Annotated in this window: 28 protein-coding genes; 16 read left to right on the top strand and 12 right to left on the bottom strand. The window is 64.5% G+C overall.

The window, feature by feature from the left end:
• Positions 1-20 precede the first annotated feature (20 nt).
• From JY96_RS19625 to JY96_RS19595, 7 genes are read left to right on the top strand one after another with little or no spacing between them, the layout of a single operon-like run.
• The gene (locus tag JY96_RS19625) at positions 21-407 is read left to right on the top strand and encodes a cytochrome c (RefSeq protein WP_081961459.1); all 387 of its coding nucleotides are present in this window, start codon (positions 21-23) and stop codon (positions 405-407) included.
• The gene (locus tag JY96_RS19620; protein ID WP_035039987.1) at positions 404-1,585 is read left to right on the top strand and encodes a cytochrome D1 domain-containing protein; all 1,182 of its coding nucleotides are present in this window, start codon (positions 404-406) and stop codon (positions 1,583-1,585) included. The genes JY96_RS19625 and JY96_RS19620 overlap by 4 nt, the downstream gene beginning before the upstream one ends.
• Position 1,586: 1 nt before the next feature.
• Positions 1,587-2,624 (top strand): Lrp/AsnC family transcriptional regulator, encoded by a 1,038-nt coding sequence (locus JY96_RS19615; protein WP_052162768.1) that lies wholly within the window; start codon positions 1,587-1,589, stop codon positions 2,622-2,624.
• A complete protein-coding gene (locus JY96_RS19610; protein ID WP_161784368.1) occupies positions 2,608-3,168 on the top strand; it encodes an Lrp/AsnC family transcriptional regulator in 561 nt (186 codons plus the stop codon). The genes JY96_RS19615 and JY96_RS19610 overlap by 17 nt, the downstream gene beginning before the upstream one ends.
• Positions 3,155-3,637, top strand: a complete 483-nt coding sequence (locus JY96_RS19605; RefSeq protein WP_035039984.1) for an Lrp/AsnC family transcriptional regulator — start codon at positions 3,155-3,157, stop codon at positions 3,635-3,637. Before JY96_RS19610 ends, JY96_RS19605 begins: the two co-directional genes overlap by 14 nt.
• 20 nt (positions 3,638-3,657) lie before the next feature.
• On the top strand, positions 3,658-4,914 hold the full coding sequence (gene nirJ / locus JY96_RS19600; RefSeq protein ID WP_035039982.1) for a heme d1 biosynthesis radical SAM protein NirJ: 1,257 nt from the start codon (positions 3,658-3,660) through the stop codon (positions 4,912-4,914).
• A 13-nt stretch (positions 4,915-4,927) separates the two neighbouring features.
• Positions 4,928-6,625, top strand: a complete 1,698-nt coding sequence (locus JY96_RS19595) for a nitrite reductase (protein ID WP_035039979.1) — start codon at positions 4,928-4,930, stop codon at positions 6,623-6,625.
• A 39-nt stretch (positions 6,626-6,664) separates the two neighbouring features.
• Here the strand turns inward: JY96_RS19595 and hmpA are convergent, their stop codons facing one another.
• Positions 6,665-7,876, bottom strand: coding sequence for an NO-inducible flavohemoprotein (hmpA, locus tag JY96_RS19590; protein ID WP_035039976.1), 1,212 nt, complete (start codon positions 7,874-7,876; stop codon positions 6,665-6,667).
• Positions 7,877-8,049: 173 nt separating this feature from the next.
• Here hmpA and JY96_RS19585 point away from each other — a divergent pair, with 173 nt between their 5' ends.
• The 4 genes from JY96_RS19585 to JY96_RS19570 are packed head-to-tail and all read left to right on the top strand — an operon-like array spanning position 8,050 to position 11,435.
• A complete protein-coding gene (locus JY96_RS19585; RefSeq protein ID WP_052162767.1) occupies positions 8,050-10,092 on the top strand; it encodes a ribonucleoside triphosphate reductase in 2,043 nt (680 codons plus the stop codon).
• A 42-nt stretch (positions 10,093-10,134) separates the two neighbouring features.
• A complete protein-coding gene (nrdD, locus tag JY96_RS19580; RefSeq protein ID WP_035039975.1) occupies positions 10,135-10,314 on the top strand; it encodes an anaerobic ribonucleoside-triphosphate reductase in 180 nt (59 codons plus the stop codon).
• Positions 10,308-11,000 carry an anaerobic ribonucleoside-triphosphate reductase activating protein gene (locus JY96_RS19575; protein ID WP_052162766.1) on the top strand — a complete coding sequence of 231 codons (693 nt, stop codon included), beginning with the start codon at positions 10,308-10,310 and terminating at the stop codon, positions 10,998-11,000. Before nrdD ends, JY96_RS19575 begins: the two co-directional genes overlap by 7 nt.
• A 30-nt stretch (positions 11,001-11,030) precedes the next feature.
• A complete protein-coding gene (locus JY96_RS19570; RefSeq protein ID WP_035039972.1) occupies positions 11,031-11,435 on the top strand; it encodes a hypothetical protein in 405 nt (134 codons plus the stop codon).
• A gap of 22 nt (positions 11,436-11,457) precedes the next feature.
• Here JY96_RS19570 and JY96_RS19565 read toward each other — a convergent pair whose 3' ends face one another.
• From JY96_RS19565 to JY96_RS19545, 5 genes are read right to left on the bottom strand one after another with little or no spacing between them, the layout of a single operon-like run.
• Positions 11,458-12,696: an NnrS family protein gene (locus JY96_RS19565; protein WP_052162765.1), complete on the bottom strand. Its 1,239-nt coding sequence runs from the start codon at positions 12,694-12,696 to the stop codon at positions 11,458-11,460.
• Entirely contained in the window at positions 12,683-13,153 is a 471-nt protein-coding gene (locus tag JY96_RS19560) for an SCP2 domain-containing protein (RefSeq protein WP_052162764.1), read from the bottom strand. The genes JY96_RS19565 and JY96_RS19560 overlap by 14 nt, the downstream gene beginning before the upstream one ends.
• Complete coding sequence (locus tag JY96_RS19555; RefSeq protein WP_035039968.1) at positions 13,150-14,046, bottom strand: U32 family peptidase; 897 nt, start codon at positions 14,044-14,046, stop codon at positions 13,150-13,152. Before JY96_RS19555 ends, JY96_RS19560 begins: the two co-directional genes overlap by 4 nt.
• Positions 14,047-14,072: 26 nt before the next feature.
• On the bottom strand, positions 14,073-15,086 hold the full coding sequence (locus JY96_RS19550; RefSeq protein ID WP_035039957.1) for a peptidase U32 family protein: 1,014 nt from the start codon (positions 15,084-15,086) through the stop codon (positions 14,073-14,075).
• 55 nt (positions 15,087-15,141) lie between these two features.
• Positions 15,142-15,840: a Crp/Fnr family transcriptional regulator gene (locus tag JY96_RS19545; RefSeq protein ID WP_035039955.1), complete on the bottom strand. Its 699-nt coding sequence runs from the start codon at positions 15,838-15,840 to the stop codon at positions 15,142-15,144.
• Positions 15,841-16,089: 249 nt separating this feature from the next.
• Between JY96_RS19545 and JY96_RS19540 the strand changes: the two genes are divergently transcribed.
• From JY96_RS19540 to JY96_RS19520, 5 genes are all read left to right on the top strand, one after another.
• Entirely contained in the window at positions 16,090-16,425 is a 336-nt protein-coding gene (locus JY96_RS19540; RefSeq protein ID WP_052162763.1) for a metal-sulfur cluster assembly factor, read from the top strand.
• Between the two features lie 7 nt (positions 16,426-16,432).
• Positions 16,433-17,524, top strand: coding sequence for a hypothetical protein (locus JY96_RS19535; RefSeq protein WP_035039953.1), 1,092 nt, complete (start codon positions 16,433-16,435; stop codon positions 17,522-17,524).
• Between the two features lie 11 nt (positions 17,525-17,535).
• Positions 17,536-18,042 (top strand): putative zinc-binding protein, encoded by a 507-nt coding sequence (locus JY96_RS19530; protein WP_081961457.1) that lies wholly within the window; start codon positions 17,536-17,538, stop codon positions 18,040-18,042.
• Positions 18,043-18,161: 119 nt separating this feature from the next.
• Positions 18,162-19,730: a methyl-accepting chemotaxis protein gene (locus JY96_RS24250; RefSeq protein ID WP_035043742.1), complete on the top strand. Its 1,569-nt coding sequence runs from the start codon at positions 18,162-18,164 to the stop codon at positions 19,728-19,730.
• 9 nt (positions 19,731-19,739) lie between these two features.
• Entirely contained in the window at positions 19,740-20,192 is a 453-nt protein-coding gene (locus JY96_RS19520) for a bacteriohemerythrin (RefSeq protein ID WP_052162762.1), read from the top strand.
• A gap of 24 nt (positions 20,193-20,216) precedes the next feature.
• Here the strand turns inward: JY96_RS19520 and JY96_RS19515 are convergent, their stop codons facing one another.
• The 6 genes from JY96_RS19515 to JY96_RS19490 form a co-directional block, all read right to left on the bottom strand.
• The gene (locus JY96_RS19515) at positions 20,217-22,127 is read right to left on the bottom strand and encodes a nitric oxide reductase activation protein NorD (RefSeq protein ID WP_035039951.1); all 1,911 of its coding nucleotides are present in this window, start codon (positions 22,125-22,127) and stop codon (positions 20,217-20,219) included.
• The gene (locus tag JY96_RS19510; protein WP_235333985.1) at positions 22,127-23,143 is read right to left on the bottom strand and encodes a 4Fe-4S binding protein; all 1,017 of its coding nucleotides are present in this window, start codon (positions 23,141-23,143) and stop codon (positions 22,127-22,129) included. Before JY96_RS19510 ends, JY96_RS19515 begins: the two co-directional genes overlap by 1 nt.
• Positions 23,121-23,942, bottom strand: a complete 822-nt coding sequence (locus JY96_RS19505; protein ID WP_035039948.1) for a CbbQ/NirQ/NorQ/GpvN family protein — start codon at positions 23,940-23,942, stop codon at positions 23,121-23,123. Before JY96_RS19505 ends, JY96_RS19510 begins: the two co-directional genes overlap by 23 nt.
• Before the next feature lie 32 nt (positions 23,943-23,974).
• Positions 23,975-25,405: a cbb3-type cytochrome c oxidase subunit I gene (locus tag JY96_RS19500; protein WP_035039946.1), complete on the bottom strand. Its 1,431-nt coding sequence runs from the start codon at positions 25,403-25,405 to the stop codon at positions 23,975-23,977.
• 18 nt (positions 25,406-25,423) lie between these two features.
• Positions 25,424-25,861 (bottom strand): cytochrome c, encoded by a 438-nt coding sequence (locus tag JY96_RS19495; protein WP_035039944.1) that lies wholly within the window; start codon positions 25,859-25,861, stop codon positions 25,424-25,426.
• 128 nt (positions 25,862-25,989) lie between these two features.
• Positions 25,990-26,688: a Crp/Fnr family transcriptional regulator gene (locus tag JY96_RS19490; protein WP_081961453.1), complete on the bottom strand. Its 699-nt coding sequence runs from the start codon at positions 26,686-26,688 to the stop codon at positions 25,990-25,992.
• Positions 26,689-26,879 lie beyond the last annotated feature (191 nt).

The raw sequence follows: 26,879 nt of genomic DNA, 5'->3' as shown, positions 1-26,879 counted from the left end.
GACCTTCAGCGGCAAACAACATGCGGCCAGACATCCTCCAGCCACTCAGCCCGGGATGGGTGGCCGCATGCCGACAAGCCACCGTGGGGGCGCTGTGCCTGCTGGCCGGTGGGGCGTGGTCTCAGGCAAGCGATACCGAACCATCGCCAGCCAGGCAACAGACCCTCATCCACATCGTCAGACAGGACTGCGGCTCCTGCCACGGCATGCGCCTCAAAGGCGGCCTCGGCCCTGCCCTGACGCCCGAGGCACTGGCTGATCGCCCTGTGGCTGCGCTGGTTTCAACCATCCTGCAAGGCCGCAGCGGCACCCCGATGCCCGGCTGGCAGGGCATGCTCGATGAACAAGACGCGCGCTGGATTGCCCAGCAACTCCTGCGCGGTTTTCCTGAGGTGAAACAGCCTTGACCACCACCCTGCGCTTGATCCTCTCGCTGAGCCTGACGCTCATCCTCGCGGCCTGCGCCAGTGCGCCAACTCCCGTCGGTACAGGTGACCTGGGCGTCGTGATCGAGCGCGCCAATGGCACCGTGGCCGTGGTCAACACCAGCACGCAAACAGTGCTGGGTGACATCGCGGGCCTGGGCGATCTGTCTCACGCCTCCGTGGTGTTCTCGCGCGATGGCGCCCACGCTTATGTGTTCGGCCGCGATGGTGCGCTCACCAAGCTCAACATCCTCACCCGCCAGATCGAAGCCCGCACCCAGCAGGCCGGCAACAGCATCGGCGGGGCGATCTCGCAAGACGGCCGCCTCGTGGCCGCGCAGAACTACGAGCCCGGCGGCGTCAAGGTGTTCGATGCCCAGACCCTCGCCCTGGTGGCCGACATCCCCGCCGAGTACGCGCCCGGCAAGCTGTCCCGCGTGGTGGGCCTGGCGGACCTGCCCGGCCACCGCTTCATCTTCTCGCTGTTCGATGCCGACCAGATCTGGATCGCCGACCTCAGCACGCCGCAAAAACCGGCCCTGCAGAAGTTCACGCAGATCGGCCACCAGCCCTATGACGCCCTGGTCACACCGGACGGCCGCTACTACATCGCCGGCCTGTTTGGCGAAGACGGCCTGACCCTCATCGACCTGTGGGCACCCCAACCTCAGGCCCGCCGCATCCTGCAAGGCTATGGCCGCGGCCAGCAACCCCTGCCCGTCTACAAGATGCCCCACCTGCGCGGCTGGGCCGTGGCTGGCCGGCAAGCCTGGCTGCCCGCCATCGGGCACCACGAGGTCCTGATCGTGGACACCGACACCTGGCAGGAAGTGGGCCGCATCCCCGTGGCGGGCCAGCCCGTGTTCGTGATGGCGCGCCCCGATGGCCGCCAGGTCTGGGTCAATTTCGCTGTGCCCGACTACCACCGCGTCCAGGTCATCGACACGCAATCGCGCCAGATCGTGCAGACGCTGGAGCCCGGCAAGGCCGTGCTCCACATGGAGTTCACACCGCGCGGCGAGGCCGTGTGGATCTCCTCGCGCGACGCCAACCTGGTTTCCATCATCGACACACAGACCTTGCAGACGCTCAGCACCTTGAGCCTGCCCTCACCCAGCGGCATCTTCTTCACCAGCCGCGCAGCACGCATGGGGTTTTGACATGAACCTGTCCGACCGTCCCGCTCTGGATCAGTTGCTGCTCAATGACTGGCAGCGCGATTTCCCGCTGTCCGACACGCCGTTTGCCGGTGTGGCCCTGCGCTGCGGCAGCGACGAAGCCACCGTGTTGGCCACCTACCGCCGCCTGCTCAAGGAAGGCAGCGTCAGCCGCATCGGTGGCATCTGGGGCGCAGGGGTGGGTGGTGCGGCCATGTTGTGCGCCCTGTCGGTGCCCGAGGCCCAACTCGCCCGCGTGGCCGAACGGGTCAACGCCATCGAAGGCGTCAACCACAACTACGAACGTGAACACGACTACAACCTGTGGTTCGTCATCACAGGCCGCGACCGCGACACGGTGCACGCCCAGGTCAACCAGCTGGAAGACGCCACCGGACTCAAGGCCCTGCGCCTGCCCATGGTGCGCCCTTACCGCATCGACCTGGGGTTCGACCTGCGCCAGACCAAGCAGTCCCCTCACCCCGGTGAGGCTCACCCTGCACAACGCCAACGCGGCACCCCCGTGGCCGTGGCAGATGAACGCCTGGCGGCCCTGGTGGAGGAAGGCCTGCCCATCATGCCCCGCCCCTACGATGCCTGGGCCGAGGCCCTGGGTTGGTCCACCGAACGCATCCGCCAGACCCTGACCCGCTGGCTGGCGCAAGGCACGCTGCGCCGCTTCGGCGTGGTGGTGCGCCATCATGACCTGGGCATCAGCGCCAATGCCATGACCGTGCTCGACGTGCCCAACGAGCTGGTGGACGCCTGCGGCGCCCGGCTGGCCTCACAGCCCGGCATCACCCTGTGCTACCGGCGCGAACGCCATCGTGACTGGTCCTACAACCTCTACTTCATGGTGCACGGGCAGAGCCGCGAGGCCGTCAGCGAGATCATCGAATCCGCCATCCAACAAGCCGGGTTGGGCGACTACCCACGCCAGACCCTGTTCAGCGGCACCCGTTTCAAGCAGACGGGCGGCCGCTATTTCCGTGCCCTGTCCGACACGGCTCCCACAGAGGCCGCCCATGAACAAGCTGCATGACCCCACTCGACTCGATGGCCTGCCCAGCGCCTGGCTGGATCATGTCGATGCCCAGTTGATTGACCGGCTGCATGGCGGCCTGCCTTTGACCGAACGTCCTTTTGCAGACGTGGCCACCGACCTGGGCCTCACGGAAGACGAGGTGCTGCAACGCCTGCAGCGCCTGCTCGACACCGGCCTGCTCACGCGCTTCGGGCCCCTGTTCCAGATCGAACGTGCGGGTGGCCAGTTCCTGCTGGCGGCCATGGCTGTGCCCGAAGCCGACTTTGAGCGCGTGGCCGAGCAGGTCAACGCCCTGCCCGCCGTGGCCCACAACTACCGCCGCACGCACCAGCTCAATATGTGGTTCGTGATTGCCGGCGAAACGCCTGATCAGGTCAAGCAGACCTGCCAACAGATCGAAGCCCAGACCGGCCTGCGCGTGTTTGCCTTTCCCAAGGAGCGCGAGTTCTTCGTGGAACTGCGCTTGAGCGCCCAGGCCGCCTTGGCCAAGCGCGAACGCGCCGGCCAGACCAGCCAAGGGGTGCCCCATGTCACTCACTGATTTCGACCGCCGCCTCATCACGGCCACGCAAGGCGGCCTGCCGCTGGTGCCACGCCCATATGCCCAGGTAGCCGCCCAACTGGGCGTGCCCGAGGCCGTGGTGCGCGAGCGCCTGGCGGGCATGCTGGACGAAGGCCTGATCCGCCGCATTGGCGCCGTGCCCAACCACTACAAGCTGGGCTACACCGCCAACGGCATGACCGTGTGGGATGTGGACGATGCCCTGGTGGACGAACTGGGCGCCAAGATCGGCGCGCTGCCCACGGTGTCGCACTGCTACCGCCGCCCACGCGCCCTGCCCGAATGGCCCTACAACCTGTTTGCCATGGTGCATGGCCACAGCCGCGCCGAAGTCGAGCGCGAAGCGGGCCGCATCCATTGCCTGCTGGCCGATGCCTGCAAAGGCTTCGACATCCTCTACAGCACGGCCATCCTGAAAAAGACCGGCCTGCGCCTGCAAGCCGCCTGAGCCCCAACCAGGAGCCCCTCATGTTTCGCATCTCCCAATACCTGCGCGAAGTGGTCCAGGCCGAGCGACAAGGCAGCTACCCGCTGGCCCGCCATGGCCATACGCCACCGGGGCCCGTCGTCATCTGGAACCTGACCCGCCGCTGCAACCTCACCTGCAAGCATTGCTACGCCCTGTCTGCCGACCACGACTACCCGGGCGAGCTGAGCACCGACGAGGTGTTCAACGTGATGGACGACCTGCGCAACTACCGCGTGCCCGTGCTGATCCTGTCCGGCGGGGAGCCCTTGCTCCGCCCCGATCTGTTCGAGATCGCAGCCCGCGCGCGCGACAAGGGCTTCTACGTGGCGCTGTCCACCAATGGCACGCTGATCGACGAGCCCATGGCCGAGCGCATCGCCCAGGCGGGCTTCGAGTACGTGGGCATCAGCCTGGATGGCCTGCGCGAAACGCATGACAAGTTCCGCCGGCTGGAAGGCGCCTTCGATGCTTCGCTGAACGCCCTGCGCCTGCTCAAGGCCCGCGACGTCAAGCTGGGCCTGCGTTTCACCATGACGGCCATGAACGCGCATGACCTGCCCGCGCTGCTGCAACTCATGCGCGACGAGGGCATCGCCAAGTTCTACTTCTCTCACCTGAACTACGCGGGCCGCGGCAACATCCACCGCGCCAAGGACGCCCATTTCAGCGCCACCCGTGATGCACTGGACCTGCTGTTCGCCACCGCCTGGAAGGCCGCGCTCGAAGGCCGCGACGAAGAATACGTCACCGGCAACAACGACGCCGATGCGCCTTACCTGCTGGCCTGGCTGCGCCAGCACATGCCTCAATGGGCCCCCGCCCTGCGCGAACGCCTGCGTGCCTGGGGCGGCAATGCCTCGGGCCTGCACATCGCCAACATCGACAACCTGGGCGATGTGCACCCCGACACCATGTGGTGGCACCACAGCCTGGGCAATGTGCGCCAGCGCCCCTTCTCTCAAATCTGGTCCGACACGAGCGAGCCCCTGATGGCCGGCCTCAAGACCCAACCCCGCCCAGTCGAAGGCCGCTGCGCCAGCTGCGTCCACCTGGACTTGTGCGGAGGCAACACGCGCGTGCGCGCCGAGCAGGTCACCGGCAACCCCTGGGCGGAAGACCCCGGTTGCTACCTGGACGACCACGAGATCGGCCTGCAGACCCACACGGCCGCCACGCGCGTGGCCGTGACACCGTTCAGCAGCCCGAAAAGCTCGAAAGGCCGCAAGGTTTCCATCCCTATTGCCACCGAAACCTGAAAGCGGTTTGCACATGATCACCGATGTCATCTGGCGCGTGCTGCTGGCCGTCGCCATGCTCCTGATGGGCTGGGACATGAGCCGCGCCGCCGAGCCCGCTCCTGCAGCCGTGACCGCCCCCATTACCGCCCCTGTTCCTGCGGCCCAACTGTTCAAGCAGCACTGCGCCACCTGCCACGGCGAGCAGCGCACCGGCGGCATGGGCCCCGCACTGCTGCCAGAAAGCCTGGAGCGCCTGCGCAAGGCCGAAGCCATCAAGGTGATCGGCCAGGGCCGCCCCGCCACCCAGATGCCCGCCTTTGGCGGCACCCTGAGCGAAGAGCAGATCACGCAGCTGGCCAACTGGGTCTACACACCGGTTCAGCCTACCCCCACCTGGCGCGACGAGGACATCCGCGCCTCGCGCACCGAAACCTCGCCTGCACCAAACGCACAGGCCAAACCCGTCTGGCAGGCCGACCCGCTCAACCTCTTCGTGGTGGTGGAAGGCGGTGACCACCACGTCTCCATCGTGGACGGCGACAAGCTGGAAGTCATCCACCGCTTCGCCAGCCGCTACGCCCTGCATGGTGGCCCCAAGTTCTCGCCGGATGGCCGCTTCGTGTACTTCGGCTCGCGCGATGGCTGGATCACCAAGTACGACCTTTACACCCTGCAGGTAATGGCCGAGGTGCGCGCCGGCCTGAACATGCGCAATGTGGCCGTGTCGGGTGATGGCCGCTGGGTACTGGCCGGCAACTACCTGCCCGGCAACGTCGTGCTGTTCGATGCCGACCTCAAGCTCGTGCGCATCTACCCTGCCACCAGCCTGGACGGCAAGCAGCACTCACGCGTGTCTGCGGTATATGACGCCGCACCGCGCCAGAGTTTCATCGTGGCGCTCAAGGACCTGCCCGAGCTATGGGAGATCTCGTACAACCCGAAGGCCGAGCCCATCCATGATGGTTATGTGCATGACTTCCGCATGGGCGAGGCCATTGCCAAGAACGGCTACCTGGGCATACGCCGCACGCCCCTGAGCCAGCCGCTGGACGACTTCTTCTTTGATCCGCCCTACAGGCATGTGATCGGGGCGGGCCGCCCGGCTGCAGCCATCAAACCCGCCTCCGCAGCCAGTGCGAGCTCGGGGCCGGCATCGGGCGCCACAGCGGCTTCATCCAGCCCCGCCGCCGAAGAGCCCAGCGCCCAGGTCATCAACCTGGATGCTCGCCAGCGCGTGGCCACCCTGCCCTTGCCTGGCATGCCGCATCTAGGCTCAGGCATCAGCTTCCAGTACAAAGGCCAGACCGTGCTGGCCACGCCCAATCTGCAGCAAGGCCTCATCAGCGTCATCGACATGAAGACCTGGCAGATCATCAAGCAGATCCCCACGCCGGGCCCGGGCTTCTTCATGCGCAGCCACGAGCAGTCTCGCTACCTGTGGGCGGACTCGATGATGTCGCCAACAGCCAAGCACATCCTCACCGTGATCGACAAGACCACGCTGGAGCCCGTGGCCCAGGTCAAGGCACCTGAAGGCCAGACCCTGGCGCACATCGAGTTCACGCGCGATGGCCGCTACGCGCTGGCCAGCCTGTGGGAGATGAACGGCGCCCTCATCGTGTACGACGCCACCACGCTGAAAGAAGTCAAGCGCCTGCCCATGAGCAAACCCGTGGGCAAGTACAACGTGTTCAACAAGATCACGCGCTCGGAAGGCACCTCGCACTGAGGTGCCAACAGGCAGGGCCTTGCGCCCTGCCCGCCAGCATCAGACACCGCCCGTGCCGAACACCTCGGCATGGATGCGTTCTGCCGGCACCTGCATGGCCTTCAAGGCGGCCATCTGTGCCTGCATGAAGGGCTTGGGGCCGCACACATAGAAGTCCGCCTCGCCGCTGGGCAACAAGTCCTGCAGGCGCGAGAGTTCGATGCGGCCAACTTCATGCGGATGGGCCTGGTCCTCCTCACGCGGGAACTCGTAGTGAACCTTGGCCTTGACACGCGGGTTGCCCGCCGCCACGTTGGCCACATGCTCACGGAAGGCGTGCACGCCGCCATGTCGGCAAGCGTGGATGAAGCGCACCTCGCGCTTGGGCGCGTTCCGGGTCAAGGCCTCCAGCATCGACACCATGGGCGTGAGGCCCACGCCGGCGCTGATCAGCACCACGGGGTTGTCGCGGTCCTGGTGCAGCACGAAGTCGCCCATGGGTGGCGACACCTCGATCACATCACCTTCCTTCACACTGGCGTGCAGCAGGTTGGACACCATGCCCTGCGGGCGCGCTGCTTCTTCGTCCCCGCTTTCACGCTTGACCGAGATGCGCAGCGACTGGCCGCCAGGCGCGGCAGACAGGCTGTACTGGCGCGGCTGGCTGTAGCCCAGCGCTGGCACGAACAGCTTCACCGACACGTATTGCCCAGGCTGGTAGGCAGGCACCTCGCCACCATCGGCAGGCACCAGGTAGAAGGACGTGATCTCCTCGCTCTCAACCTGCTTGTGCTCGACGCGGAAGTTGCGCCAGCCGCTCCAGCCGCCTTGCACCTGTGCCGCCTGTGCATACAGCTTGTTCTCGATGCCCACCAGCACATCAGCCAGTTGGCCGTAGGCAGCGCCCCAGGCCTCGATCAGCTCGTCCGTGGCCAGTGCACCCAGCACCTCGCGGATGGATGCCAGCAGATGGCGCCCGACGATGGCGTAATGCTCCGCGCGGATGCCCAGGCTCACGTGCTTGTTGGCGATCAATTCCAGCACCGGCATCAGCACGCCGGGGTTGTCGATGTGCTGCGCATAAGCCGCCACGGCCATGGCCAGGGCCTGCTGCTGGCTGCCTTCACGCTGGTGGCCCTGGTTGAAGATAGCCTTGAGTTCGGGGTTGTACTCGAACATGCGGGCATAGAAATGACGCGTCAATGCCACGCCTTGCTCCTTGAGCAGGGCTGCCGTGCCTTTGACAAGTTCGCGATGGGTCTGGGTCAACATGGAAATCCTTGAGGTGCTTCAATTTCAATAACATTCATTCTACATGAATGTTTAAGAACCTTGAAATCCTGCCTCCGGATTGACCAGGGTCAACCGTAAGGCCTCTCCAGATCGGAACACTACCCGTAGCGTTTTGAAGACCAACCAAACACTACATCTAGCAGGAGCCCCGCATGCCAGACACCCCCCTCGCCTCGACGGAGGCCTGCGCGGTCGCCGTGATCAAGCGCAATGGCGCCACCGCCAGCTTCCATCTGGACAAGATCGCCCACGCCATCGAAAGCGCAGGCCAGGCCACCGGTGAATTCGACGCCCTGCGCGCTGCCGACCTGGCCCGCATGGTCAGCCTCACCTTGCAGCGGCGCGTGCCCACCGTCGAGCAGATCCAGGATCAGGTCGAACGCACGCTGATCGAAGCAGGCCACTTCAACACGGCCCGTGCCTACATCGTCTACCGCGAGCAGCGCAGCACCTTGCGCCGCGACAAGGCCTGCGCCGTGGACGTCGAGCGCTCGGTCAACGAATACCTCTCGCAGCAAGACTGGCGTGTCAACGCCAATGCCAATCAGGGCTACTCGCTGGGCGGCCTGATCCTCAACGTCTCGGGCAAGGTCATCGCCAACTACTGGCTGGCCCACGTCTACCCCGCGGAGATCGGCCATGCCCACCGCGAGGCCGACATCCACATCCACGATCTGGACATGCTCTCGGGCTACTGCGCCGGCTGGTCGCTGCGCACCTTGCTGCACGAAGGCCTCAACGGTGTGCCCGGCAAAGTGGAAGCCGGCCCACCCAAGCACCTGTCCAGCGCCGTGGGCCAGATCGTCAACTTCCTGGGCACGCTGCAAAACGAATGGGCCGGTGCCCAGGCCTTCAGCTCCTTCGACACCTACCTCGCGCCCTATGTGCGCAAGGACAGCCTGAGCTACGAGCAAGTCCGCCAGTGCATCCAGGAGCTGGTCTACAACCTCAACGTGCCTTCACGCTGGGGCACACAAACCCCCTTCACCAACCTGACGTTTGACTGGACCTGCCCCGACGACCTCAAGGAGCAGGTACCCGTCATCGCAGGCGTTGAAATGCCCTTTGCCTATGGCGACCTGCAAGTGGAGATGGACCTGATCAACCAGGCCTACATCGACGTGATGATGCGCGGCGACGCCAAGGGCCGCGCCTTCACCTTCCCCATCCCCACCTACAACATCACCAAGGACTTCCTCTGGGATCACCCCAACACCGAGCGCCTGTTCGAGATGACGGCCAAGTACGGCTTGCCCTACTTCCAGAACTTCCTGAACTCGGATCTGCAGCCCAACATGATCCGCTCGATGTGCTGCCGCCTGCAGCTGGACCTGCGTGAGTTGCTCAAGCGCGGCAACGGCCTGTTCGGATCGGCCGAGCAGACCGGCTCGCTGGGTGTGGTGACCATCAACTGCGCACGCCTGGGCTACCTGTACAAGGACGATGAAGCCGCCTTGCTGGCGCGCACCGACGAGCTGATCGAGCTGGGCAAGAACAGCCTGGAGATCAAGCGCAAGGTGATCCAGCAGCACATGGACAACGGGCTCTTCCCCTACACCAAGCGCTACCTGGGCACCTTGCGCAACCACTTCTCCACGCTTGGCGTGAACGGCATCAACGAGATGATCCGCAACTTCACGGGCGACCAGGAAAACATCACCACACCGTGGGGCGAGGCCTTTGCGCTGCGCTTCCTGGACCACATCCGCGCCCGCATCACGGACATCCAGGAAGAAACCGGCCACCTCTACAACCTCGAAGCCACACCGGCAGAAGGCACCACCTACCGCTTCGCCAAGGAAGACCTCAAGCGCTTCGCCGACATCCTGCAAGCCGGCCCCAGCGACATGCCTTACTACACGAACTCCTCGCAACTGCCCGTGGGCTTCTGCGACGACCCGTTCGAAGCGCTGGAGCGCCAGGAGGCCTTGCAGGCCAAGTACACGGGTGGTACTGTTTTGCACCTGTACCTGGGCGAGCGCGTGTCTTCGGCGAACGCCTGCAAGGAGTTGGTCAAACGTGCCCTGACGCGCTTCAGGCTGCCTTACATCACCATCACCCCGACGTTCTCGATCTGCCCGGTACACGGCTACCTGTCAGGTGAACACGAGTTCTGCCCCAAGTGTGACGAAGAGGCCCTTGCCCGCAAGCGCACCGAACCCCAGCAGGCCGACACCTGCTGCCCTCACCACTGACATGACCGACCACTTTCCCCACTCGACCAGGAGCAATCAACCATGATGACCATTCGCCAACCCCAAGCTGCCCACCCCGTTCTCGCTGACAACGAGCGCCAGCGCTGCGAGATCTGGACCCGCGTGATGGGCTACCACCGCCCGGTGTCCTCGTTCAACACGGGCAAGAAGGGTGAGTTCGCCGAACGCATCTACTTCAAGGAGCCTGGCAAGGCATGCTGAAAGTTGGTGGCTTCACCCCCCTGAGCACCTCGGACTGGCCAGGCCAGCTGGCCGCCGTGGTGTTCGTGCAGGGCTGCCCCTGGCGCTGCCACTACTGCCACAACGTGGATCTGCAAAGCCGCGAAGGCGGCACGCCTGCGGGCTGGCAGCACGTGGTGGGCACGCTGGCGCGCCGCAAAGGCCTGCTCGACGGGGTCGTGTTCAGCGGTGGGGAACCCACCCTCGACCCCGAACTGGGGGACGCCATCGACACCGTGCGCAGCATGGGCTTCAAAGCCGGGCTGCACACGGCGGGCATCTACCCCGACAAGCTGGAGAAGGTGCTGCCGATGCTTGACTGGATCGGCTTTGACATCAAGGCCAACTTTGCTGACTACGAAGCGGTCACCGACATGCCACGCAGCGGCCTGCCCGCCTGGCGCAGCCTCCAGGCTGTGCTGCAGGCCATCAAGCGCCAGAACCTGGGCCTGGAGATCCGCACCACTTACCACCCCGACCTGCACAGTGACGACCAGCTCGCCGCACTGGCCGACTCGCTCGTGCGGCTGGGCATCCAGCACTGGGTGATCCAGCAGTTCCGCCCTGCCCACACGCAACACGCCGACCTCACCGCCACCTGGGCACCACCCAGCGCCGCCTTGTTGCAACGCCTGCGGGACACGGGCTTGACGCTCGAACTTCGATAGACTGGCCACCTTACACAAGGCCAACACCCCATGCAGATTTCCACCTTTGATGACTTGCTTCAGGCCGCCCGCCAGCAACCCGACGCGCAGCGCCTGCTGCTGGTGTTCGCCGAAGCCACCCTGCCAGACAACGCCTCGCCCGAGCAGCGCGCCGCCTTTGCGGCTGGCCATGGCGGTGAACTGGCCCCCACTACCTGCGTCGACAAAACACCTGAAGAGATCGGCAGCTTCGCCGCGCTGGTTAAGGAAGCGGCGCAGTTCAGCCCGCAATGGGTGATCGTGTTCGTGGCGGGCGTGGCGGGCATCGGCCCCAAGGCACCCAGCAGCAAGGACGTCGAAGCCTATCTGCAAGGCATGGTCGAAGCCATCAAGGCCGGCCAGTTGGGGAACTTCATCCCCTTCAACCGCGATGGCGACGCGGTCAACTTGAACTGATCCCGAACCGCGTGCGGCTTGATCAGCCCGGCCTGCCGTCTACCCGGGGCAGGCCATACCAGCGGCCATAACGCAGCGCCCAGCCGCCCATCACCAGCAGCCAAGCGGTGGCCCCGCCCAGCAACAGCCAGCTGGATTGCGCCGGCCACACGATGGCCAGCAGGCGCAAGACCACGGCCACCTGCAAGCCCCAGAACAAACCCCAGGCCAGGTTGTCCGCCGTGAGCGTGCGGCCGCTGTGGCCGCAACTGACCCGCGTGGCCATGGCCAGCAGGATGCTGCCCAGAAAGCCCATGGTCAGGGCGTGCAGAGGCAACAGGTTCCACAAGCCGTCCCCCATGAGCTGCGCGACCGCATCCAGGCACAGCGCCAGCCCCAGCCAGACAAAGCCGATGTGCAACATGGCCAGCAAACGGATGCGCAGGCTTTGCACCAGGCCCCAGCGCACCGCCAGGCCCAGCACCAGCAGGCCCCCGGCAAGCGAACTGAAGGCACGCAAGCTGGAAAGGATCACGCCCTGCCAGCCAGCGGCATCGCTCACCACCCACAGCCCTTGCAGGCCCACAAACCCCAGTAGGGACCACAGCAACCAGTTGGGACGCCAGGCATCCAGAATGGGCAAGGCCGAGGCCGTGAAGAACGGGATCATGCGGTGGGCCACGCTCACATAAACCGGCACGATGAACAGCCACAAGCCCAGCTGCGCAGCGAGGTGGATGACGCCGTAATCACGCAGGGCCAGCCCCGCCGCGGCAGACAACATCGCCAGCACGCCCAGCGCACTGGCCAGGGCGATCAGGCTGGCATGCAGCTTGTCACGCGCCCGGCTGAGCCGGACCAGGCCCATGAAACGCCAGGCCAGCATGCCCCATCCACCAGCCGCCAGCGCCGCCCCCAGGGCCGACAGCAGATGGTGCAGATGAGAACCGCACAGCACCAGCACCCAGCCCGCGCCAGTGATGACCACGGCTGGCCGAATGGCACGTGCGGGCACTTCGGGCATCTGCAGCCACTTGGGCCCCGCTGTGAACAGGAAGCCGGAAAAGAACAAGGGCATGAAGCCCAGGCTCATCACCACGGCGTGCACGAAAGTGGGCGGCGAGGCCGTGCTCAAGGACGGCCACAGGCCAGCACGGGCCATGATCTCCACCCACCACCACAAGGCCGACGCGGCCATCACGCAGGCAGCCGTGAAGAAGCTCAGGCGGTGCGGCGCCGCCAGCAGGGTCGAGAAGCGCCAGCCAGGCTTAGCGGCGAGCATGGGCGGCCCCAGCTTGCGCGCTCGCGCTTCGCGAGGATGTCGGCGACGGCCAGCGCGGTGGCCCCACGGCATCCAGCGTGTTCTTCAGCAACAGGCCAAATTCGGTGTCCCCCTCCATGACCATCAGCCGGTCGAAGAACAAGGTGTCAGGGTCATCCTGGCCTTGCAACAGCCGCCAGTAGACGGGGGCGCTCGCACGCAGGGTCAAGGTGGCAGGCTGGCCACCCGGTGCGGGCGCCAGCCCCTGCGCCTGTGCGATCAAGCGAAAGCTCAGGCCCAGGTCATCCACCTGCAAGACCACCACGCGGCCGGACAAGGCCTGGCGGGTTTCGCCGTCCACCATGGGCCACCACAAGCGGTTGAGCGCCTGCGCCGCCACCATGGACGGCGGCCACACGGGCAGCCGGCTCACGACGCGGCGCAGCCAAGCGGGCACGGGCAAAGGGGTGTCTTTCATGAGGTGACCCAATCCATGCCCGCACGACGCGGCTGGGCAAAACCGTTGGACAAGGGCCCCGGCAGGCGCAGGGCTTGCAGGCTGGCGATGGCCTCGCCAGCAGGTGCACCGTGGTTCATCACGGCATCGAACTGCCGCACGACGTCACCGAAATCCTGCGAGGTGGGCGACAGCCTCAGCCGCGTGACACCGGCGTCCACCAAAGCCTGCTTCTGACCCAGCAGGCAATGCACCGAGCCCGACTGCGTCTGGATGCCATTGAGCGCCAGGAAGGACTGCCCCTCACGCGTGCGCAGGGTCAGGCCGTCCGGATCTTCCTGGCAACGGAAGGCGCAAGCATCCTTCTGCAGATGATGGTGGCGCGCCGTGAAACAGCGCGCTGACAAGGCCAGCGGCATGCGGCCGAATGCGAACACCTCGGTCTGCACGCTGGCGCCGCCACCATTGACCTGGGCCACGGCTTGCAGCGACAACTCCACGGCTGGCACCCAGCGTGTTGCGCCCAGGGCCAGGTACTCGGCCAGGGCCGGTGCGCTGTAGATGTTCACGTGCAGCCCGAGCACCCAGGGTGTGTGGCCGGCCAGCATGCGCACGGCGGCCGCGTCATTGGCCTCCAGCATGAAGTCGCCCTGCTCGACCCAGCGGCGCAGGCTGCGCAACTCGGCCTCGGTTTCCAGCAAGGCCTGCGTGCCGATGACGACTTCCTTGCCAGCCTGCCGAAGGTCGCGCGCGAGATCCAGCCAGTCCTCGGGCTTCATTTCATGGCGGCGGGAACACACCACCTCGCCCAGACAGACAGTGCGAGCGGGCGAATCGGCCACGATCGCATAGAAGTCTGTCAGGGTCTGCCTCGGCCAGTAGTACTGCACCGGCCCCACGCTCAAATCGAACATCACCGTCCTCTTCAGGGGCACAGCCCCTATTGCCAAGGGCGCGAATAAGCACCCAGGGTGTGTTGCTGCCCTTCGGCCAGCCGCCCCAGGGCACTGGTCCACGTGGGCTGCACGCTGAATCGATCGGGCTGCGCCATGCAGGCATCGATGGCCTGCCGCCACGTGCGCGTCACCTGCTCGACATAAGCGGCGCTGCGCTGGCGGCCTTCAATCTTGATGGCCGACACACCCGCCTTCACCAGCTCAGGCAGGATGGCCAGCGTGTTGAGGCTGGTAGGCTCTTCCAGCGCGTAGCCCACATCACCATCGACATCAAACCGGCCCTTGCACAACGTGGGGTAGCCACGTGGTTCATCTGCCGCAAACTGGTCGATCAGGATGCCACCCAGGCGGGCGTTGACCTTGTCACCATCGGCATCCCACCTCACGGCCGAAGGTGGCGAGCACACGCCGGCGGTATTGGGTGCCTGCCCCGTGGCGTACGACGACAAGGCACAACGCCCCTCCACCATCACGCACAGGCTGCCAAAGCCGAAGACCTCGATCTCGACATCGGTATGGCGGATCACATGGGCCACTTGCGACATGGTCAGCACGCGCGGCAGCACCGCCCGCTGGATGCCATAACGTTCTCGGTAAAAGCCGATGGCCTCGTAGTTGGTGGCCGAGGCCTGCACAGACAAGTGCAAGCGCAAGTTGGGGTGGCGCCGCTGGCTGTAGGCCATCACGGCCGGGTCCGCCAGGATCACGGCATGCACGCCCATGTCGGCGGCCATGTCTACCGCATCAAACCAGCGTTGCGGGTTGTCGGCCTGGGCATAGGTGTTCAGGGCCATCAGCACCTGCCGGCCTCGGTCACGGGCGTAACGCACGCCCTGTGTGGCCTGGTTCTGGTCAAAGTTCAGGCCCGCGAAATTGCGCGCATTGGTCGCATCCTTCAAGCCCATGTAGACCGCATCGGCGCCAGCGTCCACCGCCATTTGCAATGCACGCAGGGAGCCGGCCGGGCAAACCAGATCCGGCCGTCTGGGGGTGTTCATGTGGGGCCTTTGTTGACTGCTGGTGAATGACGCGAGGTGAACTACCGGAGGTGAGTTACTGGAGGTGATAGCGCGACAAGCCCTGCACATCCAGGATGCGGATGTCACGCCGGTCGATGGCGATGTAACCACCGTCCTCCAGCTCACGCAACACGCGCGAGAAATACTCGGGTGTCAAGGACAACAGGGACGCGATCGTCGCCTTGCTGACAGGCAGCGACACGGTGGTGGTCTGCCCGGGTGCCACGTCTTCCAGGCACTGGTCGCGCAGCAGGTAACCAATCACGCGCTGGATGCCCGAATGCAGCGCAGCCGATTCAACATCCTGCACCAGCCCGTGCAAGCGCCTGGAGATGCCTGCCAGCATGCGCAAGGCAAAACGAGGGTCGTGTGCGATCTCGTCCATCACCGCCTGCTTCCTGACGGTCAGGATCAGGCTGTCACACAAGGACTGGGCGTTCACGATGTAAGGCTTGCCCGTGAACATCAGCGCCTCGGCAAAGGAGTTGCCCGGGCTGATGATTTCGATGACCTTTTCATGGCCGCTGGGTGACAAGGCATACAGCTTGACCTGCCCGCCCATCACCACGTGAAAGCCGTCGCACACCTGGCCCACGCGGAAGATTTCATCGCCTCGCTCACAACGCCTGAGCACGGCCGACTCGGCGATGCGCCCCAGTTCGGCCGGACGCATTTCATGGAACAAGGGCAAGACAGACAGATAACTGGGGATGTCCAGACTCGTGGAAAGCATGCAATGGACTCCTGCGTGATCAACGATTTGCGCGGATTCTGGAAACACGCAGCCACCGTGGATTTGCGCTAGCTCAAAGTCCACCAGTCGGCCGATACAACCTTGTGGCGCCCTCGTTCGAAAGGAGTAGCCCTATCGAATGACGCCCAGGAAAAACCACTTGACACACCGCAACCGCCCTGACTAACTCAGCCCAAAGGCCTTTTTGTTTTTTAACATGGCTGCGTCAAGCGCACAACGGATATCTCCATGACAGACAACAGCCCGCTGAACTTCACTGGTGAGGACCTGTGGCGCGAGCCCATTACCAAGGCCTTGCGCCATGTGGTGGACCCGGAGGTGTCCCTGTCCATCGTGGATGTCGGCCTGATCTATGGCGTGGACATCAGCCAGGACAAAGTGCATGTGCGCATGACCATGACCTCGGCGGCCTGCCCCGTGACGGACATGCTGATCGATGAGGTGCACGCCGAACTGGAACAGATCCTGCCCATGGAGACGGCGATCGAGGTCGAGCTGGTGTGGGAGCCGCCCTGGACACCCGATTGCATGAGCGCCAATGCGCGCCGCCTCATGCACTGGTGAACTCAGGATGCGCAGCCGTTCCGCATCGACATGGGCCCGCCCCGCCCTGATCGGGCTGGTGGCATTCAGCCTGCTCACCGGTCTGGCCGGAGGCTTGATGCGGGCCGGCGTGCCTATCATCGGCTGGCTGCCAGCGGCCTGGGTACTGCCGGCGGCCAGCCTGCACGCGGCCCTGATGGTCTGCGGCTTTCTAGGCACGGTCATCGGCATCGAGCGCGCTGTGGCACTGCACGCGTCATGGGCCTTTACGGCGCCGCTGGCATCGGCCTTGGGCGCTGTCTGCCTGATGGCGGGGCAAGCCTGGATTGGCATGCTGCTGATGGTGCTGGCTGGCGCGGTATTCGTGCTGGTCAATGTGTTCATCGTTGGCAGGCAGGCTGCGCGCCACACCTGGCTGCTGCTGGTATCGGCCCTGGCTTGGTTGCTGGGCAATGTGCGCTTCATGCACCACGGGCTGGCCAACAGCACCTTGCTGGCCTGGCTGGGCTTCCTGGTGCTGACCATCGCCGCCGAACGGCTGGAGATGACCCGACTGATGCGGGTACGCCCATGGTCAAGCCCCTCACTGGGCGCGTGCCTGGCGCTGCTGCTGGCCGGCATCGTGCTGGCTGAATGGCAGGACCAGGCCGCTTTGTTGCTGTGGGGCCTGGGCCTGTTCGCTCTTTCAGGCTGGTTGATCAGCTTTGACATTGCCCGCCACACGATCAGGGCCGATGGCTTGAGCCGCTACATGGCCGCCTGCCTGCTGCTGGGTTATGCCTGGCTGGGCGTGTCCGGCCTGTGCTGGGTGGGCATGAGCCTGGGGATGGCCACGCGCGATGCCGCATTGCACGCCCTCGGCCTGGGCTTCATCATCAGCATGGTGATGGGGCATGCGCCCGTCATCCTGCCGGCCGTGGCGCGCGTCAAGCTGCACTTCGACATGCGCTTCTACCTGCCCCTGGCCCTCCTCCACACCTCCATCTTCATTCGCCTCGTGATGGGTCACAACGATGCCGCATGGCTCGTCACGGGCAGCACGCTCAACGCCATCGCCATCCTGGTGTTCGCCTTGACCGTGATCAGTGCCGCCTGGTCCTGGCGGCAGTGTCACCCTTGAAGGAGCCTCTCATGCCCCGCGACACCGAACACCTCACCCTGGTCTACGCCTGCTCTGGCTGCTCCAGTGCAGCCCAACTCGCCAACCACCTGGCCGTTCGGCTTGACCGGGAGGGCTACGCGGAAATGTCGTGTATCGCGGGCATCGGCGGGCGCGTGCCCAGCCTGGTGCGCAAGCTGCAGGACGCCGTCCAGCAAGGGCGGCCGATCCTCGCGATTGATGGCTGCGCCCTGAGTTGCGTGAAGGCTTCTCTGGCACAGCATCAGGTCCAGGCCACAGCGCACCTCCAACTGGGCCAACAAGGGGTCAACAAGGCTTACCACGCTGATTTCGATGCGGCACAGGCCGAAGCCCTGCTCAAGCAGGTCAAGGCACAGGCGCAATCCATGAACGAGCTGCACGCACAGGCGCAACACGCTTCGACAGACGCTTGTGGCGGCCATGGCGCATGCCGTTGCGCGGGCGAACGCGCAGTTGAGGCAGATCAAGTTCAAGGGCAGACCTCGCACCAAGTGTGAAGTACGCCCTGCCCCTACGCTCATTGGGGTCAGGCTGGAGGCCGATCATGCCCGGCAAGGCGCGCCAACACGGCTCGCACCAGGGGCTGGTGCCCCACCATGACCCCGAGAGGCACAAAGTGAATCGCGTTTCTTTCAACATCGGGCAAAGGCTTGCCCTGGGATTCGGCATCTTGCTGGCCATGTTGGCCGCAGCCGCCTTCATCGCCGCCCAGCAGTTCAAGGACATCGGCCACATCAACGAGCGCATCATCACGCTGGACTGGCGAAAGGCCGAAGCAGCCGGCCTGGTCAACGCCACCACGCGCAGCAATGCCCGCCTGACCATGGCCTTGCTCATCACGGACGATGCAGATCGAATCCAGCGCATCAACCAGTCCATCGACCAGAACAAGCGCCTGATCGACGAAGCGCTGGCCACGCTGGACCAACTGGTCTACCTGCCCAAGGGGCGCGAGCTGCTGGCCGACATCCAGCAGAAGCGCCGGCATTTTGTAGCGTCCTTCAACAAGGTCCGCGGGCTCGTGAGCGATGGCCAGCGCGTGCAAGCCATCGAGGTCATGAACAACGAAACGCTGGCGGCCATTGACGCCTTGCAAGCGCCCATCACCGCTTTGAGCGACTTTCAGCGGCAGGTTGTCACCGATGGCAATACCGAGGTCCAGGCAAGCATTCAGCGGGCTCAAACGCTGATGTACACACTGGCAGCCCTTGGCGTGCTGGCCGGGGTCATGGCGGCCAGATTGATCTCGCGCTCCATCACGCGCCCCTTGAAGCAGGCCGTGGACCTCGCGCAGCGCGTGGCAGCGGGCGACCTGAGCTCGCAGGTCGACGTGCGGGGGCAAGATGAACTGGCCCGCCTGCTGCGCGCCTTGCAGGACATGAATGGCAGCCTCACCCAGATCGTCAGCCACGTGCGCCAGGGCTCGGACACCATTTCCACGGCCACCAGCGAGATCGCCAGTGGCAACCTGGACTTGTCGCAACGCACCGAAGAGCAAGCCAGCTCGCTGCAGCAGATTGCCGCTTCACTGGAGCAGCTCACCGCCACCGTGCAGCAGAACATGGAGAGCGGCCGCTATGCCAACCAGATCGCCTCGTCGGCGGCCGATGTGGCGCTCAAGGGTGGCGGCGTGGTGTCGCAGGTGGTGCATACCATGGAGGCCATCAACACCTCATCCGGCAAGATCGCCGACATCATTGGCCTCATCGACGGCATCGCCTTCCAGACCAACATCCTGGCGCTCAATGCCGCCGTCGAGGCCGCACGGGCCGGTGAACAAGGCCGGGGCTTTGCGGTGGTCGCTGCCGAGGTCCGCAGCCTGGCGGGCCGCTCGGCAGAAGCCGCCAAGGAGATCAAGTCCTTGATCGAGACATCGGTGGGCAATGTGCAGCAAGGTTGCCGTCTGGTCGAGCAGGCCGGCAGCACCATGGACGAAATCGTGGTGAGCGTGCGCCGCGTGGCCGACATCATGAGCGACCTCACCCATGCCGCTCAGGACCAGTCCGCCGGCATCAGCCAGATCAGCCAGGCCATGGGCCAGATGGACCAGGTCACGCAGGGCAACGCAGCCCTGGTCGAGCAGGCCGCCGCTGCAGCCCAGTCCCTGGAACATCAGGCCAGGACACTGGTCGAATCCGTGAACGTCTTCAAGCTGGAAGACGCCCGGCTGCTTCAAGCCGCATGAGGAGCCCCTATGGCGTATTTCGAGTGGGCCGATGACCTTGTGATCGACCTGGGCCTGATCGACCAGGATCACCGGCACCTGATCGAGCTCGTCAACACGCTGCACACGGCCACCAGTCAGGGATGTGGCCAGGAAGTCGTGGGGCGCCTGTTTCAGGCCTTGATGGCCTACACCCATGAGCACTTCCAGCGCGAGGAGCAGGTCATGGCCTCGGTGCACTTTCCGAATCTGGAGGGCCACCAGCAGGTTCACCGCCAGTTCATGGCGGACCTCACCGCGCTGAAAAGCCGCTACGAAAAAGGCAGCATCACCACCGCATCGCAGCTGTCGTCGCTGCTGCGCGACTGGTTGTCTCTGCACATCCGCCGATCGGACCGCAAGCTGCGCGACTACCTGCTGCCACCAGACAGATGGCAGCGCACCAGCGGCGAACAAGCGGCAGAGGTCTCGACGCCGCCTTGAGGTGATGCCGAAGCCGGGGGCCAATCAGGCACTGAGTGTGGCCACGATGTTGGTCAGGCGGCTCACCAGATCCTGCGGCTTGTGCACCAGCGCATAGCCGTGCTGGCCAAACAGATAGGGCAAGTAATCCGCAGCCTGCTCGTCGATGGTGATGCAAAACGGATGCAAGCCGGCCGATCGCGCGGCCTGCACGGCATGACGCGTGTCTTCCAGCCCAAAGCGACCCTCATAGTGGTCCAGGTCATTGGGCTTGCCGTCCGTGAGCAGGAGCAAGAGCCTTTGCTTCTCGGTCCTCAAGGACAACGCCTTGGTAGCGTAACGCACGGCTGCGCCCATCCGGGTGTAATAGCCCGGCTTGATCGCACCAACCCGGTCTCGCGTGGCCGCGCCCCACGGCTCATCAAAACGCTTGAGCGCGTGCACCCGCACGTTGTGGCGCTTGACCGAGCTGAAGCCCAGCATCTCGAATGGGTCACCCAGCCCGTCCATGGCTTGCCCGAACACATACAGCGCGTCGCGGATCACGTCGATGACGCGGGCGTCCTGAGCTGCCCACGCGTCCGTGGACAAAGACAGGTCGGCCAGCAGCAAGGTAGCCAGGCTGCGCTCGCTACGCTGTGGGCGGGCGAACACACGAGGCTCGCTCAAGGTGGCCACATCGCCCTCGCCCGCGCGAGACTCGACCTGCCAGCGCACCCAGGCGTCCATGTTCAGGCGTTCGCCACTGGTGTGCCCCCCCTGCCAGCGCGGCATGGCACGCAGGCTTTCCAGCCGCCGACGCATGCGCGAGGCCGTGGTACGCAAGCTGGGCGGCACCTGCCAGGGCTCGGCCACCGTGGGCAGCAACACTTGCACCGCGCAATGGTCAGGCAAGAGGCTGGCCTTGCGGTGATCCCATTCGGGCAGGAGGATGCCCTGCGCGATCACCTGGTCATCCGCCGCAGCACTGGGCAAGTCCAGATCAAAACGCACACGAGAGGCCAAGGTCTGCCCGCCGGGCGCCACCGACAAGGTGTCCATGTCATTGGCAATCTGCCGGGAGTCCTCCACCGGGTCGTCATCGGTCTGGCGGTTGACGCGCACGAACTCGGTCCACGACAGCAGAGACTCGGCCCGAAAGAACATCATCAAGGCGTGGCGCTCGTGAGACTCGGAGGCCTGCTTCGCGCGTCGCCGGGTGCCATCGGTCGGCTTGGGGGCTTCTTCGCCCTGCCCCTCCCTGGCCTGATCCTGGCGCGCCTGCGCCACCAAAGCCGTTTGAGCGGAAGACACGTCCACCCACAGGCAAACCGGCAACACGTCATCCGATCGAACCGGCTGGGACAAGGTATCCCATTCGCCACCAGCTTGCACACCTTCGGGCAGCGTTTGAAGGGATTGCCGCAGTGCCAACTGCACCGCCCGCTCGCACACGGCTTGCCACCCACGCAGCCCATCGGGATCGGGCCTTTGCGCCAGATGCTGCTCGACCAGGCGACGGTAACGCGCCCGCCACCCCGGGTATTGCGCCAGCAGGCACGATGTGGCCTTCAGGTTGCCATTGATCCAGTCCCCATCGGCATGCGCCTCGTCGCCCATGCTGCACAGCTGCAGCCGCATGGCACCCTGCCCGGCCAGCCACAGGTACAGCTCTCGATTGAGATCGGTCTGGTCAAACAGCGCCAATTCGGGCGGCAAGGCCAGCGTCTCGGCGTCCAGCACAGGCATGGCAAAGCGTTGCCCGCTGCCTGCGATCTTCTGCATCAAGCCCCGTGGCCCCTTGTGTCGCCGTTCACTGGCACCCGCCAGCCGCCATTGCGGCAAGCCACCCATGGCCCGAAAGACCACGGCAAGCTGCCCGCTCATGTCCTCCAGGCGCACGGCGGCGTGCGGATACTGGCGCTCAGCCAGCCGCGTCGCGATGCGGTGCCACCATTGGCCAACCCACTCTTCCATCAGCGAAGCTCCTTCGAGGCATGTGAGGCCCGCGGGGCCTGTTGGGCTGGATTGGCATGCGCCATCTGTTCGGCCTTCTTCTGCCTCAGCGTTTCGCGCACGGCCTCCACGCCCACCGCCCACTTCAGCACCGGGGTTCGCGCCTGGCTGGTTTGAGAACGGTCACACTGGCTCAGGCACTGGCCGCATTGCACACATGAAAACATCATGCGCTTGATGTCGCGTGGGTGCAGGCGCATCGGGCAGGCGTTGTCACAGGCCGAACCCAAGGGCGCATCACAGGTACGGCATTCCCGGGCCCGCTCACGCTGGAACGACACCACCATGCCCTTGGGGTTGGCCATCCAGACCAGGCTCTGGAACAGGCCCACGGCACAGCCGAAGCGGCAGAACAGGTGCCGGGCCAGCACGAATTCGGTCGTGAACACCGCCGTGCCAATCCACAAGAAGCGGGCTTCACCAGGTGTCAAACCGCCCTGAAGCAGATGAGACCAGATGCGCAGCGGCGGCAGGAGGTAACTCAGCAAGGTGATGGCCCAGGTGAAGCCCAGAAGCAGGCTGAGCACGAAGAAGACCGGCCACCAGGCCTGGTGAGGCTGGATGAACTCGCCACGGCCATTGCGGCGGCGTGTCACGTGCTTGTCCCACAGGCTGAACTTGCCGATGGCGCGGTGCAAGGCCTTGTTGAGCAACTCCACCGCAGAGAAGTGCGGGCACAGCCAGCCGCAATACAAGCGCCCATAGCGCCAGGCCACGCTGAAAAATGCACCCAAGACCAGCACGATGGGCAGCAAGCCGCGCCATAACAGGCTGATGCCGGCTTGCGTGGCCGATATCTCGCCCTTCATCAAGGCATCAATGCCCAAGGACCACTTGAAGCCCAGCACCCACAACTGCGTCTCTGTCAGGTCAAACCGAAACAGGTTGAGCACCGGCGCCAGCAGGAAAAAGACAAAGAAGCCTACCTGCCAACGCCAGCGCCGGCTTTGCAGATCAGGGGCTGCCAAAGACGCCACGGACAATCTCCATCAAGGCGGCGGCGGTATCGGGGTCATCGGTCAGGGCGTCCACCACGGCAGCGCGGCAGGCCAGGTCCACATCCATACCGGCGGAGATCAGGCGGGCCGCCATGACGAGCAAGCGCGTGCTGGCGGTTTCCTCCAGGTCATGGTCCGTCACGCGGCGCAAGGCTTGGGCCAGCCTGACCAGACCGGCGGCCACATCGGCAGGCACGCCGGACTCGCTGCGCACGATGGTCTGTTCAACCTCGCTTGCCGGATAGTCGAAAGACAGCGCCACAAAACGCTGGCGCGTGCTGGGCTTGAGCGCCTTGAGCAGGTTCTGATAGCCGGGGTTGTAAGACACCACCAGCATGAATTCGGGCGGGGCGATCAGCAACTCGCCCGTCCGCTCGATGGGCAGCACGCGCCGGTCATCGGCCAGCGGGTGCATGACCACGGTCGTGTCCTTGCGGGCCTCGACCACTTCGTCCAGGTAGCAGATGGCGCCTTCGCGCACAGCCCGGGCCAGCGGGCCATCCTGCCAGACGGTATTGCCCTGCCCGATCAGGTGCCGGCCGACCAGATCAGCCGCACTCAGGTCATCGTGGCAGGACACGGTAATGAGCGGCCGCCCCAGACGGGCAGCCATGTGTTCAACAAAACGGGTTTTGCCGCAACCCGTCGGCCCCTTGATCAGCAAAGGTAGCTGGCAGCGCCAGGCGTGCTCGAACAGCGCGCACTCCTGCGCCTGAGGGATGTAATGGGGCACACCATCTGGTGCACCCGCCAGTTGTCTGGCACTGAGCATGTCCATGCTGATCTCTGAAGGCAGACGGGTTGGCCCAATCAGGCACGTTGAGCGGGAACGGCGCGGGCATCGCCGCCGCCAGAAGCCACCACGGGCTCTTCACCACCGATGAAGAAGCTCGACAGGTAAGTGATGAGGCCGAGCAAGAAGCCCACGCCACCACCCAGGCGAACCCAGTAGAAGAAGTTCAATTGCTCCTGCGTCGCCATGAAGGGCGTGGGATTGCTGGACAGGCGTTGCAGCCAGACCTGCAGGATGCCGGCACCCGTCAGTGCCAGCACCATGACGCCCATGCTGATGGTCATGATCCAGAAGGACCACATCTCCACGCTCTGGGCACGTGCGCTGTTGGCCACGCGGCCACGCAGTGTCGGCATCGTGTAGCTGATCATGGTGATGACCACCAGTACGTAGGCGCCATAGAACGCCAGGTGGCCGTGAGCCGCCGTGATCTGCGTGCCATGGGTGTAGAAGTTCACGGCAGACAGCGTGTGGATGAAGCCCCACAAGCCAGCACCCAGGAAGCCCATCACCGAGGTGCCCACCGCCCAGAGCACGGCGGCCTGGTTGGGGTGATCACGACGGCGACGCTGCACCATGTTGAAGGCGAACACCGTCATCATGAAGAAGGGAATGGGTTCCATGGCCGAGAAGACCGAACCGATCCACTGCCAGTAGCCGGGCAGGCCGATGAAGTAGAAGTGGTGGCCTGTCCCCAGGATGCCGGTCATCAGCGCGAAGGCGATGATGATGTACAGCCACTTGTCGATCACTTCGCGGTCCACACCCGTGGTCTTGATCAGCACGAAGGCCAGCAGCGCACCCAGGATCAACTCCCAGACGCCTTCCACCCACAGGTGCACCACGAACCACCAGTACATCTTGTCGCGCACCAGGTTGTGCGGGTTGACAAAGCTGAACAGGAACATGATGGCCAGGCCCCACAGGCCCAGGTGCAGCACCAGCGAGATGCTGGTCTTGCGGCCCTTGAGCAGGGTCATGGTGATGTTGAACAGGAAGCCCAGCGCCACGATGACGATGCCCACCTTGGTCGGCAGCGGTTGCTCCAGGAACTCCCGCCCCATGGTGTTGAGCAAGTCGTTGCCGGTCATCTCGGCCAGCTTGGCGTAAGGCACCATCAGGTAGCCCAGCACGGTCAAGGCCCCTGCCGCCAGGAAGACCCAGAACAGGATCAGCGCCAGCTTGGGGCTGTACAGCTCGGTTTCAGCCTCTTCGGGCACCAGGTAATACGCCGAGCCCATGAAGCCGAACAACAGCCACACGATCAGCAGGTTGGTGTGGACCATGCGGGCCACGTTGAAGGGAATGGCCGGGAACAGGAAGTCCCCGATGATGTACTGCAGGCCCATGGCCAGACCAAAGATGATCTGCCCGACGAACAGCAGCAAGGCAGCCGAGAAGTAATACTTCGCGACCGACTGCGATTGGTACTTGAGTGTCTTGATCATGATCTTGCTCCGCGTCGGTCAACCTTCGATATTGGGGGGCCACTTCTCGGTATTGACTTCGCTGGTCCACTTGAGGAACTCAACCATGTCATCGAGCTGCTGGTCTGTGAGGTTGAACTGCGGCATCTGGCGGCGGCCAGGTGCGCCGGTGGGTTGACCCTTGATCCAGGCCTTGATGAACTCGGGTCCACGGCGCTTGTAGACATTGCCCAGCTCCGGCGCAAAGTAAGCGCCCTCACCCAGCAAGGTGTGGCAGCCGATGCAGTTGCGTGTTTCCCAGATGTGCTTGCCGCGCACCACCGACTCGGTGATGTTCTGCACATTGGAGCGCTGCGGGATCTTGCGCTCCGAGTCGAAAACAATGGCCGCAAACAGCAGCACAAAGAACACGGTTCCGCCGTAAAAGATATTGCGGGCGGCCTGCTTGGTGAAGCCGCCTTGCTTGCCCTGGGTCATACCATTCTCCTTCTTGTCAAGGGACAGCGTGAGACTAGGGCTGCGAAAACTTGTTTTCCTTGAAGCGGTTCAAGAAACGGGGCTTTGGCCACAGCCAGATACCCCGCATCGTTCTTCAGACGGATGCCTCAGGCGTAGCTGGCCAGCCGCTGTGCGTCCAGGATGTGGATGTGCCGGCGCTCCACCGAGATCAGGCCATTGGCCTGCAGGTCGTGCAGGATGCGCGAGAAGTGCTCCGGCGTGACCGACAACAGGGACGCGATCGTGCCCTTGCTGGCCGGCAGCGAGACGGTCACGTCCTGCTCGGTGTTGTGCGCCTCGCCCACCACGGGCGAATGCAGCAGGTAGTCCACCACCCGTTTGACGCCGGAGTGCAAGGTCACGGCCTCGATGTCCTTGACCAGGCCATTCATGCGTCGCGACAGGCCTGTGAGCATGCGCATGGCCAGGCCAGCGTTATGCTCGATCTCGTGGACCAGCACGTCCTTGGGCACCACCAGCAACTGCACGTCGAACAACACGCTGGCGTTCACGCTGTGCGCGCCTTCGCTGAACATCAGCGACTCTGACACGCAGCCCCCTGCCCCGATCACCTCGATCACCTTTTCATGGCCGCTGGGCGCCTTGGCATACAGCTTGATCATGCCGTCGATGACCAGATACAGCCCTTCGCAGGACTGCCCGGCGTGAAACAACTCCTCCCCCCGTGACAGACGCCTGACGGTAGAGGCTGCTGCAATGCGCGCCAACTCAGGCGCGGACATGTCCTTGAACAAGGGCTGACTGCCCAGGTAGGACACCACATTCAGTCTGCGCGAACCCATCATGTTGCTCCTCTCGATCGCATGAACCTGAGTTCATTCTGAGCATCCATGCCAAGCATGGATTTGATGAGGCGCAAAGATGCCCAACAGATCTAGTGGGGTAATGAGCATCGTTCTTTCTGATGATGTTATTACCCCCTGCAACAAAAAAGCCCCGCGTCGATTGGATCGCGGGGCTTCGACAGGCCGAATCG

Source organism: Aquabacterium sp. NJ1 (assembly GCF_000768065.1).
Taxonomy (GTDB): domain Bacteria; phylum Pseudomonadota; class Gammaproteobacteria; order Burkholderiales; family Burkholderiaceae_C; genus Aquabacterium.
The sequence above is the reverse complement of the archived record's forward strand: the minus strand, read 5'-3'. Positions and strand labels throughout refer to the sequence as shown.